At 37.7% G+C, this 14,147-nt stretch carries 16 protein-coding genes; 8 read left to right on the top strand and 8 right to left on the bottom strand.

The genetic code is table 11. The annotated features are described in order from the left end of the window. Positions 1–7 precede the first annotated feature (7 nt). Positions 8–1,111 carry a lipid-A-disaccharide synthase gene (gene lpxB / locus ODE14_RS16520; RefSeq protein ID WP_263602212.1) on the bottom strand — a complete coding sequence of 368 codons (1,104 nt, stop codon included), beginning with the start codon at positions 1,109–1,111 and terminating at the stop codon, positions 8–10. A 152-nt stretch (positions 1,112–1,263) separates the two neighbouring features. Here lpxB and ODE14_RS16515 point away from each other — a divergent pair, with 152 nt between their 5' ends. Next, positions 1,264–1,773, top strand: coding sequence for a DUF2480 family protein (locus tag ODE14_RS16515; RefSeq protein ID WP_263602211.1), 510 nt, complete (start codon positions 1,264–1,266; stop codon positions 1,771–1,773). Between the two features lie 93 nt (positions 1,774–1,866). Continuing rightward, on the top strand, positions 1,867–2,526 hold the full coding sequence (locus tag ODE14_RS16510) for a DUF937 domain-containing protein (protein WP_263602210.1): 660 nt from the start codon (positions 1,867–1,869) through the stop codon (positions 2,524–2,526). Positions 2,527–2,573: 47 nt separating this feature from the next. Here ODE14_RS16510 and ODE14_RS16505 read toward each other — a convergent pair whose 3' ends face one another. Further along, positions 2,574–2,693: a 30S ribosomal protein THX gene (locus tag ODE14_RS16505; RefSeq protein WP_263602209.1), complete on the bottom strand. Its 120-nt coding sequence runs from the start codon at positions 2,691–2,693 to the stop codon at positions 2,574–2,576. A gap of 226 nt (positions 2,694–2,919) precedes the next feature. Then, entirely contained in the window at positions 2,920–4,314 is a 1,395-nt protein-coding gene (locus ODE14_RS16500; RefSeq protein ID WP_263602208.1) for an MATE family efflux transporter, read from the bottom strand. A gap of 247 nt (positions 4,315–4,561) precedes the next feature. Between ODE14_RS16500 and aspS the strand changes: the two genes are divergently transcribed. Together aspS and ODE14_RS16490 are read left to right on the top strand one after the other, a co-directional pair. After that, complete coding sequence (aspS, locus tag ODE14_RS16495) at positions 4,562–6,316, top strand: aspartate--tRNA ligase (protein ID WP_263602207.1); 1,755 nt, start codon at positions 4,562–4,564, stop codon at positions 6,314–6,316. A 69-nt stretch (positions 6,317–6,385) separates the two neighbouring features. Further along, positions 6,386–7,975, top strand: coding sequence for a T9SS type A sorting domain-containing protein (locus ODE14_RS16490; RefSeq protein WP_263602206.1), 1,590 nt, complete (start codon positions 6,386–6,388; stop codon positions 7,973–7,975). Between the two features lie 85 nt (positions 7,976–8,060). Here ODE14_RS16490 and ODE14_RS18750 read toward each other — a convergent pair whose 3' ends face one another. Next, positions 8,061–8,213, bottom strand: a complete 153-nt coding sequence (locus ODE14_RS18750; protein WP_412059356.1) for a T9SS type A sorting domain-containing protein — start codon at positions 8,211–8,213, stop codon at positions 8,061–8,063. Positions 8,214–8,302: 89 nt separating this feature from the next. Here ODE14_RS18750 and ODE14_RS16485 point away from each other — a divergent pair, with 89 nt between their 5' ends. From ODE14_RS16485 to ODE14_RS16470, 4 genes are all read left to right on the top strand, one after another. Further along, positions 8,303–9,088, top strand: coding sequence for a Ku protein (locus ODE14_RS16485; RefSeq protein WP_263602205.1), 786 nt, complete (start codon positions 8,303–8,305; stop codon positions 9,086–9,088). Beyond that, the gene (locus ODE14_RS16480) at positions 9,088–9,690 is read left to right on the top strand and encodes a DNA polymerase ligase N-terminal domain-containing protein (RefSeq protein WP_263602204.1); all 603 of its coding nucleotides are present in this window, start codon (positions 9,088–9,090) and stop codon (positions 9,688–9,690) included. The genes ODE14_RS16485 and ODE14_RS16480 overlap by 1 nt, the downstream gene beginning before the upstream one ends. A 77-nt stretch (positions 9,691–9,767) precedes the next feature. Further along, positions 9,768–11,648, top strand: a complete 1,881-nt coding sequence (gene ligD, locus ODE14_RS16475) for a DNA ligase D (RefSeq protein ID WP_263602203.1) — start codon at positions 9,768–9,770, stop codon at positions 11,646–11,648. 26 nt (positions 11,649–11,674) lie between these two features. After that, positions 11,675–12,184 (top strand): hypothetical protein, encoded by a 510-nt coding sequence (locus tag ODE14_RS16470; RefSeq protein ID WP_263602202.1) that lies wholly within the window; start codon positions 11,675–11,677, stop codon positions 12,182–12,184. Here the strand turns inward: ODE14_RS16470 and ODE14_RS16465 are convergent, their stop codons facing one another. The 4 genes from ODE14_RS16465 to ODE14_RS16450 form a co-directional block, all read right to left on the bottom strand. Then, on the bottom strand, positions 12,185–12,916 hold the full coding sequence (locus tag ODE14_RS16465) for an SDR family NAD(P)-dependent oxidoreductase (RefSeq protein ID WP_263602201.1): 732 nt from the start codon (positions 12,914–12,916) through the stop codon (positions 12,185–12,187). 16 nt (positions 12,917–12,932) lie between these two features. After that, positions 12,933–13,112: a hypothetical protein gene (locus ODE14_RS16460; protein ID WP_263602200.1), complete on the bottom strand. Its 180-nt coding sequence runs from the start codon at positions 13,110–13,112 to the stop codon at positions 12,933–12,935. Positions 13,113–13,253: 141 nt separating this feature from the next. Then, positions 13,254–13,625 (bottom strand): preprotein translocase subunit YajC, encoded by a 372-nt coding sequence (yajC, locus tag ODE14_RS16455; protein ID WP_248388551.1) that lies wholly within the window; start codon positions 13,623–13,625, stop codon positions 13,254–13,256. Positions 13,626–13,629: 4 nt separating this feature from the next. Beyond that, positions 13,630–14,139: a DUF1573 domain-containing protein gene (locus tag ODE14_RS16450; protein ID WP_248388553.1), complete on the bottom strand. Its 510-nt coding sequence runs from the start codon at positions 14,137–14,139 to the stop codon at positions 13,630–13,632. Between the last annotated feature and the right edge of the window lie 8 nt (positions 14,140–14,147).

Genomic DNA, 14,147 nt, shown 5'->3' with positions numbered 1-14,147 from the left:
TTAAATTTTACATGTTTAAAATGACGTCTGCAGCATTTTCACTAGCTCCTTTCCCGCCAAGCATTTCCCGTAACAGCTCATAATCCCTGAATACTTCAAATCTTTTTTCGGTCGCCAGTATTTTTTTCAGTTCTTCCACAAGATTATTGGTATTTAAATCATTCTGAATCAATTCCTTCACTACTTCACGATCCATAATGAGATTTACCAGGGAAATGTATTTTATATTCTTCACCAGCCTTTTGGCAATAGCATAAGAGACTTTACTTCCGCGGTAGCAGACTACTTCAGGTATATTCAGTAAAGCGGTTTCAAGAGTCGCTGTTCCGGAGGTTACCAAAGCCGCTTTTGAACACCTCAGCAGATCGTACGTTTTATTGGACACAAAATGCACATTATCATCTACATATTTTTCGTAAAACTCTTTGGGAAGACTTGGCGCACCGGCTATGACGAACTGATATTCTTTAAAATAAGGACGTACTGAAAGCATGATTTGCAGCATTTTTTCTACTTCCTGTTTTCTTGAGCCCGGCAGTAATGCAATAATTTCTTTTTCGTTTAACCCGTTCTGTATTTTAAAATCCTCAGTATTAATCTCTTCTAATGTAGAGATGGCATCCAGTAAAGGGTGACCAACAAAATGGGAATAAACACCGTGTTTACTATAAAAATCTTTTTCAAAAGGAAGAATTACCATCATCTCATCCACATATTTCCTGATGATCTCTACCCTGCCCTCCTTCCATGCCCAGAGTTGGGGTGAAATATAATAGACAACCTTTATGCCCTGTTCTTTCGCAAATTTTGCAATCCTTAAATTAAAACCAGGATAATCTACCAGAATAAGAACATCCGGTTTATTGTTTTGAATATCTTCTTTACAAAATTTAATATTATTCAGAATAGTACGAAGGTTCATGGCAACTTCCAGAAAGCCCATAAAAGCAAGATCACGATAATGTTTAACCAGAGTCCCGCCCTGTTTTGCCATAAGATCGCCTCCCCAGAACCTGAACTCCGCATTGGGATCCTTCTGTTTCAGCGCTTTCATTAAATTACTTCCGTGCAAGTCTCCGGATGCTTCTCCGGCAATGATATAATATTTCATTTCTGGTGAAATCTTTAATTTTAAATTGCCATTATGAATCTCTTTTTAATTTTTTAAATGAAATTATGGGAGGTTTCTATAACAGCTATAGAAAACAAATTAGGACTTCATTGCATCTTAATTTGTAAATTTGTTCAAAGATAATGATAAAAATGTCAGAAGAATTTGAAATCCGGAATAAAGTTGCAGAGAGCGGACTGATCAATTTTGATCTAACCGATCTCGTACCGAAAGGAGTAAGGAAAGGTCTTGACCTTAAAGATTTTCTTTTTATGGAAATGATTCTAAAAGAGAAAGATTTCCGTGAAAAAGTTGCAGCGATTGATGTTGAAGAATACCGCGATGCTTATATATACATCTACAATTCGGCAGATGCTATTGTTCCGCTTTGGGCGTACTTTTTAATCACTGCCAGATTAACGGATGTTGCTAAAAAAATTGTCTTTGGAAACCGGGAAGATCTGGAAGTAATTCTGATGCATAACGCAGTTAAAAATTATGATTTTGAGGAGATGCGCGGCAAAAGAGTCCTGGTAAAAGGATGTTCGGACAAAGAAATCCCTGAAAACGCCTATATTGAGCTTGTTGAACAACTGAAACCTATCGTAAAATCATTAATGTTTGGCGAAGCCTGCTCAAATGTACCCATTGTTAAGCATTAACAGCATAATGACATTTACGCCTGGTTTAATATTCATATAATTATTAGGAATATTTTTTGATGATCTGAATAGTAACAATAAAAATCATCAACTATGGGCTTAATTGATTTACTCACCGGAAACACCGGCAATCAGGTAGCAGAAAGAGCTGAAAACAAATTCGGAATAAGCAGGAATCAGGTCCTTGCATTGCTTGCGGTAGCTGCCCCGCTTATTATTTCTTATCTCAGCAAAAAATCGCAGTCTCCCAACGAAGCAGAATCCTTAAATACTGCGCTGGATAAAGATCATGACGGAAGTATTCTTAATGATGTCAGCCAGGCCGAAGCAAGACAATCCGAAGGAAACTCTATCCTTAATCATATTTTTGGAGAAGAAAAGCAGACCGTGGAAAGTCAGTTATCTCAGAAAACAGGAATTTCCATCGATAAAATCGGACCTGTGCTATCAATGCTCGCACCGATCATTATGGGATATATCGGAAAAGAGAAACAACAGAACAATGTGGGAGCCGGCGGTTTAGGAGGCTTGCTCGATGGTATTCTAGGCAATGCTTCGGGACAGGCACAAAATGGGCAGTCTAATCCTTTGAATGATATTATAGGAAATGTGTTAGGCGGACAGTCCAACTCTTCATCAAACCCACTTAATGATATTATCGGCAGTGTTTTAGGAAATAATAACAACCAGAAGAACGATGGCGACAGCGGCGGAATCGGAAGTATTCTGGGAAGTATTTTTGGAGGAAAATAATTTTTACACCTCTTCATAAAAAAGACCGGAAGTAGTTTCCGGTCTTTTTAGCTTTTAGATTTTTCTTCGGCAGCGGCCACAGTTTTTGAAGATTTTCTTGGTCTTCTTTTTCCGTAACTTCCGTTGTTAATCTTTCCTCTTTTTGATTTTTTGTCTCCTTTTCCCATAGTAATATAATTTAGTTGTATTACGAAATTAGAGAATACCATTTTAAAATCAAAAAGATCAGCTGTTAAAATTTTTATAATTCTTTAGCAAAAATGAAAGCCCGATGCGCATAATCATGAGATCTTCATCATCACTTACCTTCTCTCTTCTTACTTCTTACTTCTTACTTCTTACTTCTTACTTCTTACATTTTACTTTTCACTTCTCACCTCCCACCTCTTACTCCTAAACTTTAACCGTTTTCCATTTTCCTTTCTTAAATAACATAAAAGCAACTATTGTAATTAAAGCTTCGGCAACAGGAATTGAGATAAATACTCCTTTTGGTCCCAATGCAAAATATTTTGAAAGAAGATAAGCAAATGGAATCTGAAACAGCCAGAAACCGCAAAGATTCACCCAGGTTGGCGTCCAGGTATCACCAGCTCCGTTAAAAGCGTTAATCATTACCATCCCGATTCCGTAAAAAATAAATCCAACAGCCATAATATGCAATGCATTGGTGGCAATATTTCTAATTTCAGTTTCATTGGTGAAAAATCCGGCTAAAAAATCACCCATAAAAAAGAAAATAACACTAACGACTATCATAAAAATCACATTATATTTAACGGTTTTCATAACAGATTGCTCTGCCCGAAGCATTTCGCCGGCTCCCATGTTTTGTCCGACAAGTGTTGATGCGGCATTACTTAATCCCCAGGCAGGAAGCATAAAAAACATCATCAGACGTAAAGCGGTTTGATATCCCGCAGAAGCATTTTCACCACCGGTTGTCGCCACAAGCTGAGCCAGAAAGATCCAGCTGCACGAAGCAATCACAAACTGAAAGATTCCGGGAGTGGCAATTTTTATGACTGATTTAATAATATTAAGATCAGGCTTAAAATATTTCGACTCAATTCTGATTTGTGAATCTGCAATTAAAAGATGATAAAGCTGATAAAGGACACCAATGCTCCTACCGATCGTTGTAGCAAGAGCTGCTCCCGTTAATCCCATTGCCGGGACCGGTCCGAAACCTTTAATTAAAACCGGGCACAAAATAATATTCGCAATATTGGCTATCCAAAGGGATTTCATGGCAATGGCAGCATTTCCCGCTCCTCTGAAAATTCCGTTGATCAGGAATAACAACATGATAATAACACTGCTTCCCATCATAATTCTTGTAAATTCTTTACCGTAAGATGCAGCTTCAGGCTTTGAACCCATCAGAATTAAAATTTCTTCAGCATAAATCACTCCGAACAAACTTAAAATAAAAGTGACCGCAAAGGAAACCAATAAAACCTGAGCTGCACTTCTGGAAGCCTGCTCCGGATTTTTCTCCCCGATCCTCCTTGCAACCATTGCCGTTGCCGCCATACTCATCCCTATGGCAATAGAATACATCACGGAAAGCACGGATTCTGTCAGTCCGACTGTCTGTATAGCAAAACCACTTTCTTTCAGATGTCCTACAAAATACAGATCTACCAATGCAAATACAGATTCCATGGCCATCTCCAGCATCATCGGAATTGCCAGAAGAAGAACAGCGCTCCTTATCGTCGCTTTTGTATAGTCTACTTCTTTACCGCTTAACGCTTTCTTCAGAAATTTGAAATATTTTGACATTGATTTTGATTTTGTATCCGGCAAAAATAGATATTCAGAAATGATTATTTCTTGGCATATGAAAGGTTTTATAAAAATTATTCTTGCAGTACTATTAATTAATTTCTTTTAAAAACCTTTAAAAATCATATCTTTGCACACGGAAAATTCAAACTTCCGCTGTTGGTGTTTTAAGCTTGATCTTCAAAACTTTAAACACTGAACACAGAACCCTGAACTTTAAATCTTGAACTTTAAACAAATAATTATGTTTCGATCGCACAACAACGGAGAATTATCTCTCAAAAATCTTAATGAAGAAGTTACACTTTCAGGATGGGTACAGACCATTCGTGATAAAGGATTTATGATTTGGATAGATCTTCGTGATCGTTACGGAATTACCCAATTGGTTTTTGATCAGGAGCGTTCTACTGCCGAACTGATGGAAAATGCAAAAAAACTGGGCCGTGAGTTTGTGATTCAGGTTACAGGAAAAGTTATTGAAAGAGTAAGTAAAAACCCAAACATCCCGACAGGAGAAATTGAAATTCTTGTTGAAAAATTAACGGTTCTTAATGAATCCCAGCTTCCGCCTTTCACCATTGAAGATGAAACGGACGGTGGTGAAGAATTACGAATGAAGTACCGTTACCTTGATATCAGAAGAAATCCTGTGAAAGACAAGTTGATCTTCCGTCACAAAATGGCTCAGAAAGTAAGAAACTACCTGTCAGACAACGGTTTTATCGAGGTTGAAACGCCGGTTTTAATTAAATCTACTCCGGAAGGCGCAAGGGATTTCGTGGTTCCGAGCAGAATGAATCCGGGACAGTTTTATGCGTTGCCACAATCTCCGCAAACCTTTAAGCAACTGCTTATGGTTGGCGGAATGGATAAATATTTCCAGATTGTAAAATGTTTCCGTGATGAAGATTTAAGAGCCGACAGACAGCCGGAATTTACACAGATCGATTGTGAAATGGCTTTCGTGGAACAGGAAGACGTAATGAATGTTTTTGAAGGAATGACCAAAACTTTACTGAAAGACATCACCGGTCAGGAATTCGGAGACTTCCCGAGAATGACTTTCGCAGATGCGATGCAGAAATACGGAAACGACAAACCGGATATCCGTTTCGGAATGGAATTCGTGGAACTGAATGAGTTGGTAAAAGGAAAAGAGTTTAAGATATTTGATGATGCCGAACTGGTGGTCGGAATTAATGTAGAAGGCTGTGCAGATTATACCAGAAAGCAGATTGATGAGCTTATTGACTGGGTTAAAAGACCTCAGATCGGTGCTTCAGGAATGGTATGGGTGAAATTCCAGAATGATGGTGTGAAGACTTCTTCGGTAAATAAATTCTACAACGAGGAAGATTTAGCAAAAATCATTGAAAAATTCGGAGCAAAAGAAGGTGATTTAATGTTGATTCTTTCCGGAAACGAAAATAAGGTAAGAACACAGCTTTCCGCTTTAAGAATGGAGCTGGGTAACCGTTTAGGATTAAGAAAAGGAAATGAATTCGCACCACTTTGGGTGGTAGATTTCCCATTATTGGAATTTGATGAAGAAAGCGGACGTTACCACGCAATGCATCACCCTTTCACCTCTCCAAAACCGGAAGATATTCATTTGCTGGAAACGGATCCGGGAAAAGCAAGAGCAAACGCTTACGATATGGTGTTGAACGGGAACGAAATCGGCGGAGGTTCTATCAGAATTTTCGATAAAGATCTTCAGTCTAAGATGTTTGATCTGCTTGGTTTCACCAGAGAAGAAGCGGAAGCTCAGTTTGGTTTCTTAATGAATGCCTTTAGATATGGCGCTCCGCCTCACGGTGGGTTGGCTTTCGGTTTTGACCGTTTGGTAGCCATCCTCGATGGAAACGAAGTAATCAGGGATTATATTGCATTCCCGAAAAATAATTCCGGACGTGATGTGATGATTGACGCACCGGCTGCCATTGCAAACGAACAGCTGGATGAACTGGAACTTAAACTAAATTTAAAAGCATAAAGAGAAGCAGAGAAAAATTTCTCTGCTTTTTTGTTTTAGGCTTATCTTTATAGTCATAAAATTAATATCATGAAAAAAATTTCTATCCTTTTATTATTAATTTGCGTATATCATTTTGCACAAACTATTACCCCCACATCTGGTGTGGTGTATGTAAAAAAAGGCTCAGCAGGTAACGGAAGTTCCTGGAGCAATGCTGTTGGAGAATTAGCAGACGCTCTTAAAGCGGCCAAAACAAACCAAAACATACAAGAGATATGGGTATCAAAAGGAACTTACAAGCCGATGTATAGCCCTGAAGATAATAATTTTGGCACTGCATACGATACACGGAATGGGTTTTTAATGGTAAACAATGTCAAGGTTTACGGCGGCTTTCCTGATAGTGGTACTCCCACAATGAATGATCGTAATTTTTTAACTAATGAAACTATTCTTAGCGGAGATTTGGATAATAATGGGATTACTAATATCAATGATGCCCAGCACATCGTTTTATCCGTTGGAAATGTTGGCACGGCCCTGTTGGATGGTTTTACAATAATACATGGCAAGAGTATTAATACCGCTATCAATATAACTATAAATTCAAATAATATTACATCCGGCACAATCTATTCTAGTGGAGGTGGTATTTTTATTTATAATTCCTCTGTTAGTTTAAACAACCTGATCTTGACAAATAATACGGCCCAATCCGGAGGTGCCATATTTACTCAAAACTCATCTTCGGTAATCAATAATACCAAAATTTCAAATAATACAGTTGCGAGCCTCGGAGGAGGAATACTTGCCGTTTACTCATCAAATATTCTTAAAAACGTTTCCATTAGCAATAATATAGCCGATTCCGGTGGAGGCGGGATATTCAATAACAATTCTTATACTGCAGCAATCAATACTGTCATTCAAAATAACTCGGCGCCTTATGGAGGGGGCGTGTATAATCATTCTTCACAGCCTACTTTTGTTAATGTACTTATTGCAAACAATTCTGCAACGTCAAGTGGAGGAGGTGTATATAATAACTTAGGGGGAAATTATTACAATACAACAATAATCAATAACGGTAATAATGGAATTTATGATTCCGGAACTTCAAAATGGTACAATTCTATTATTTGGGATTTTGTCAATGGAAGCAACTATACTACAGCTACAACGATCGTTAGAGATGTTCCTTCAAAAAGCGTTATTAATATTACCCAATTAGGCATTTCAATAAATGACATTTTTAACAATCCCAGTGCAAATGATTTTACTTTAAAGAGCAACAGTTCGGCAATCAATCTGGGAAACAATGAATATTTTGATACAGCCATCTATGGCAATTCAGATCTGGCAGGACATAATCGTATCGTGAATGCAAGAATTGATCTGGGCGCTTATGAATTTCAACAAACATTAGCCACTCATGAAACTAATGTTATAGAAAAAAAACTGCTATATCCAATTCCATTCAATGAAGTTATTAACATAAATTCTCCAGCTACTATACAACGCTTGGAGCTTTATAATATGGCAGGTCAAATGATCTTAATTAAAAAGGATCAACCCTCTAAAACTACTATTTCAACATCAGAACTTCCAACAGGAATGTATATTTTAAAAATTACTACCAGGTTAGGAACAGAATCAATTAAAATCAATAAGTTTTAGCAATAATTAATGCAATAATACTTATGGCAAAATTGAATTTGAATTACAAAATAAAAAAGCAGAGAAATCTCTGCTTTTTTATTTATTATTCTCTGATAAATTTCTGCTTATAATCCCCAATAACAAGGAAATAAACACTTTTGTTCAAGCTTCTAACATCAATTTTTAAATTGTTTTCTTTTGTACTTATGGGTAACGTTAAAACCAATCTTCCAGTTACATCAAAAACATTTCTTATTATTTAATATCTAAAATCTAAATTACCACATTCAGTAAATATTTTCCTCACGGCACAATCATTGTAGATTTTTGTTAAATCAAATTACAATGAAAGCAATCTGGAACGGCGCCATTGGCTTTGGCTTAGTAAATATTCCTGTTAAAATTTATTCGGCAACAGAAACCACCAAACTGGATCTGGATATGCTTGATAAATCCGATTTTTCAAATATCCGTTTTAAAAGGGTCAATGAAACCACAGGAAAGGAAGTAAAATGGGAAAACATTGTAAAAGGTTATCTCATGGAGGATAAATACATCATTCTTGATGAAGAAGACTATGAAGCGGCAAGTCCTGAAAAATCCAAAATATTATCAATAGACCAGTTTGTAAAAGAATCTGAAGTGGATTCCGTATATTTTGAAAATCCATATTACCTGGAGCCTCAGAAGAATGGTGAAAATGCTTACAGACTTCTTTTAAAAGCATTAGCTAAAACAGAAATGGTAGGAATAGGAACCTTTGTGCTTCGTGAAAGTGAAGCGATTGGAATGATCCGGCCCTATAAAGATGATGTTCTTGTCCTAAACCGTCTCAGATTTGCACAGGAAATCAGGGATTACAGCGATCTGAAAATTCCCGCCAAAAAACCGCCGAAACCGGCAGAGCTCAAAATGGCTGTCAGCATTATAGAACAACTTTCACAGGAATTCGATCCTGAAATGTATAAAGACACGTATTCTGAATCGTTAATGAAAATTATCAAGCAGAAAGCAAAAGGGAAAAATATCAAAGCGAAAAAAGCTGAACCCGCAAAAGAAGGTAAAGTTATTGACCTTATGGCTCAGCTCAAAGCCAGTTTACAAAGTCCAAAATCTAAAAATGCATCATAATGGCCTTAAAAGATTACAATGCAAAAAGAAGGTTTAATGAAACCACTGAACCGGAAGGAAAAACAAAAAAAAGTAAAGACAAACTGATTTTTGTGATCCAGCGACATGCCGCCTCGCGGCTTCATTATGATTTCAGGTTGGAAATGGAGGGTGTGTTGAAAAGCTGGGCCGTTCCGAAAGGTCCTTCTTTGGATCCTAAAGATAAACGGCTCGCAATGATGGTGGAGGATCATCCTTATGATTATAAAGATTTTGAGGGAAACATTCCTGAAGGTAACTACGGTGCAGGACAGGTGGAAATATGGGACAGCGGAACGTATGAACCTCTTGACAATAACTCAAAGCTCTCTGATGAAAAGGAATTGCTGAAAGAACTTCACGCCGGCTCTTTAAAATTTATCCTTCACGGTAAAAAGCTTAAAGGCGAATTTGCTTTGGTTAAAATGAAAAATACCGAAGAAAATTCATGGCTGCTCATCAAACATAAAGATGATTTTGCAGAAAGTGATTACGATGCAGAAGAAAACACCTCAAAGAATTCCCAGGTCACTAAATTCTTAGAGGAAAAAAAAAGCCCAAACGTCAGCAAAAAAAAGCCGTAAAGGAAGAAGTAAAACCCCGGTTTCAGCGGTTCAATTCTTTAGTCGATGAAAAAAAACTTGAGAATTTCATTAAGCCCATGCTTGCAAAACCGCATCCTGAAGCCTTTGACGATGAAGACTGGGTTTTCGAAATAAAATGGGACGGCTACCGTGCTATTGCCGATCTAAGTGATGAACCTCTCTTCTATTCCCGAAACGGGATCTCCTTTTTATCAAAATTTGAAAAAGTTGCCAATGATTTCAGTGTACAGAAACATAAGATGATTCTGGACGGTGAAATTGTAGCGTATGATGAGAGCGGAAGACCGAATTTCCAGCTGCTTCAGCAAATAGGTGACAATCCGGATCTTGCGCTGGTGTATCAGGTTTTTGATATTCTTTGGCTCAACGGTCATTCTACGGAAGAGCTTCCGCTGATTCAGCGTAAAGAACTCCTCAAAGAAGCATTGGTTGAGACGGATGTTATCAAATATTGTGATCATATCCAGGAGAAAGGCATTTCCTTTTTTAACCAGATGAAAAAAATGAAGCTGGAAGGAATGATCGCCAAAAAAGCAGACAGCGTTTACACCGAAAACCACCGTACTTCCGACTGGCTTAAGATAAAATTCACCAACACGGAAGAAGCCATTATCTGCGGATTTACGGAACCCCGTGGATCAAGGGAAGGTTTCGGTGCCCTGATCCTGGGAAAATACATTGACGGCCAACTGATTTATTCAGGACATACTGGGACAGGATTCAACCGCGAATCAATTATGGAACTTCATGAAAGATTAAAGAAAATCATCGTGAAAAATTCCCCTTTTGAAACTAAGCCTAAAACCAATATGCCCGTAACCTGGACCCAGCCGGAGCTGGTATGCGAGATTAAATATTCCGAAATCACAAAAGACGGCATTTTCCGGCATCCGGTTTTCGTGGCACTGCGTGAAGACAAAGAACCTGAAGAAGTAAAAAACACAGCCGGAGAAAAAGATGAAGCAACCCAAAATACAAAAGTTATGAAAGCTACAGCCCCTAAAAAAACACGTCCTTCCGAAAACGAAAAGGAAATAACATTAAACAGGCATAAGGTAAAGCTTACCAATCAGGATAAAGTTTATTTCCCTAAAGATGAGGTAACCAAAGGCGATGTCATAGAATATTACCAGTCGGTTGCAGACTATATTTTACCACACCTTAAAAACCGGCCGCTTTCTCTGAACCGTTTCCCAAACGGTATTGAAGAGCAGGGTTTCTATCAGAAAGATGCCAGTGACAATATTCCGGACTGGGTAAAAACAACGCAGGTTTATTCTGAATCCAACGATAAATACATTGATTATATTTACTGTAACGACAAGGCTACTCTTGCTTATCTGAATAATTTAGGGTGCATTGATATGAACCCCTGGAATTCTTCCCTGCCCGACCTGGATCATCCTGACTTTCTTGTGTTAGATCTGGACCCATCCAAAAAGAATACTTTTGACGATGTTATCGAAACAGCCTTACAGGTGAATGAGGTTTTAAATGCCATTAAAATTAAAGGCTACTGTAAAACTTCAGGAAGCACCGGTATTCATGTCTATATTCCGATGGGCGGAAAGTACGATTTTGACCAGGTAAAAGATTTTGCACATATTCTGATGAAACAGGTTCATGAAAAGCTTCCGGAAATCACAACTTTGGAAAGAAGCCTTCAGAAAAGAGATAACAGTAAAATTTACCTTGATTATCTGCAAAACAGAACCGGACAGACTTTAGCCAGTGCTTACAGTATCAGACCTAAAGAAGGGGCTTCCGTTTCCATGCCGCTGGACTGGAGCGAGGTAAAAAAAGGAATGAAACCTACTGACTTTAATATTCATAATGCTCTAGAAAGAATTAAAGAAAAAGGAGATTTGTTTAAACCGGTTCTGGGTAAGGGAATTGATATGATGAAGGCGCTGGAATTGTTGCAGGATATGGAGTAATTCGGTATTTTTGATAAAATTGTACCGTGAAAAATTACTTTTTAGTTTTACTATTGACCCTTATTTTAAGTTGTTCTAAAAGCTCAAATATTAAATATTCTTTTGATAATATTTTAAGTTATGAAGATACTGTATTAATAAAATCCAAATTTGCTGACTGTGGAGAATGGGGAGGTCATGATGAAATAATTAAAATTTATTCTGAAAACAAACTAACTAAATTGGTTTACACTAAATACAAAGTCAATTGTGGAGTTAGGGATGATAAAGGATCAATTGTACAAAATGAAGAGGTAAGAAAAAAGATTGTTTTATCAACTTCTCAAAAAGTGGGTTTGATGAATTACATTAATAATTTAATGCATTACAATTTCATGGAAAATGAATTTGGTAATAGTGGAAATTCTTTTTCTGTTGAAGACAGTGAAAATCAATTAAAAATTTCTCATTACGGTAGCAGCAGCATTTTAATCGAAAACTATGATGATTTAATGCAGACATTAGGTTTTCCAACTGTGGTTGTTAAAAATGAATAATTATGGCAACTTTGCCACCAGACTTTCCGGAAGCAATTTCAGAATATGATAAATGATTTTCCATTTGAAATCCGGAACAATGGTAAAAGAATGCCCTGCATTCACGATGAATTTCGCAACATAATCTGGCTGCATGATCAGGTTTTTATTTAATGCTAAACCCTGATTGATTTTCGTATCAATATAACCGATCACCAAAGCATTGACAACAATGTTTCTTTGTCTTAGCTCCTGTCTTAAGCCGGCAAGATAGGTGGTAAAAGCGGCTTTGGTACTGCCGTACACAAAATTACTTTTCCGCCCGCGAACTCCCGACAGAGAAGATAATCCGATAATCCTTTCTAAACTTTTATTCCTCTTATCCATTGCAATAATATTCAATATGGAAACAGCGCCCATGTAGTTTACCTGCATCATTTGTCTTGCACTTCCAAAATCATGCAGGGCTTTTTCATTTTCTGCTAAAAAGCCGGCAGCATAAACAACAATATGAGGCTTCGCAGAAAGGTCATCATAAAATTTCTGATGAGAATCAAAATCCACCGCATCGAAGTATAAGACTGTAACCTTCGCATGGAACCCATTTTTTGAGACAAATTCTTCCAGTGACTTTGTATTTCGGGATGCCGCCATTACGGAAAATCCTTTTTGAAGGTATTGTTTAATACTTTCCTTTGCAACATCAGAATTGCCTCCTAAGATAAGAACCGTTTTGTTTGTGTTTTTATTCATAATGCAAAGATAATTTTTAATGCGTATTTTCTAAAACAACTAAGGAAGTTATACTTAATCGCCACAGGATGACTGCATCGTACCATGCAGAGGGTATGCATCGTACGGTGCAGGCTGTCTGCATCGCACCATGCAGGGTATCTGCACCGCCCGTCACAGTCTGCGTGTTATACCCGAAGCAATTCATACAATTCATAGCACAGTTAAAACCACTCGTTGACTCCTATGGTGAAAACCGTATCCTTACTGATTCCCTGGACTGATGATATAAAAAGTTTCGGCGGGGTGAGCTTCGCTCACCCCGCCGAAACGAAGTATCTTTTAAAATCGGAAAGATTTATTTCTTATCCGTTTCAATTTCCTTTTTGTCTTCTGCTTTTTCAGCAGCTTTGGCTTTATCTCCAAAACGGGCCTCCGTAAATTCTCTGGAAACAGCCGCTTTTTCAAACTTTAGCTTTCCCGATAATGTTTCGATTACAAAACCATCATCCTGAACCTGAGCAATCCTTCCGTGAAGTCCTGAAGTAAGAACCACTCTGGTTCCTACCTTAAGGGTTTCCTGGAAATTCTTCTCCTGCTTCTGCTTTCTCATTTGCGGTCTTATCATTAAAAAATAAAAACCTACAAACATCACCCCCATCATAATCAGCATCATGGAAGAGTTACCTCCCTGAGCAGGTGCCTGTAAAAAAATTGATAATAAATTCATGATATTATGGTTGAATATTCGCGGTGAATGTTAATTTGATAGGAGCTTTTTCTACATTGGCGAAAACGTCTGCATATTTGTTTACGTTTCCGTCAAAGTTTGTAGAATCAAAGTGTAGGGTAATTTTCCCTTTTTTACCCGGCATGATCGGTTCTTTAGTAAAGTCAGGAACAGTACATCCACATCCCGGTTTTACTTCTGAAATCACCAGAGGATTGCTTCCTGTATTTGTAATTTCATATACGTGCTGCACTTTATCTCCTTTTTTTACTTTTCCGAAATCGAAGTTGCTTTCAGAAAGAGCAATAGTAGTTAAAGGCTGGTTGGATACAGGCGCCGGAGCTGCCGTTTCAGGAGTTGCTGCAGCAGCACCTGCAGAATCTGCCGGACCATTTCTGTGAATTTCCGGTCTTTCGGTAAGAAGTTTTTCCTGGTTTTCTTTGTTTTCCTTTTTACAAGAAACAAATCCAAAACCTATTACTGATAAAGCGATAATTGATAACGTCTTTTTCATATTGAAAT

This window comes from Chryseobacterium sp. PET-29 (genome assembly GCF_025736815.1).
In the GTDB taxonomy this organism is placed as follows: Bacteria; Bacteroidota; Bacteroidia; order Flavobacteriales; family Weeksellaceae; genus Chryseobacterium; species Chryseobacterium nepalense.
This window is presented reverse-complemented; position numbering and strand designations above follow the sequence as displayed.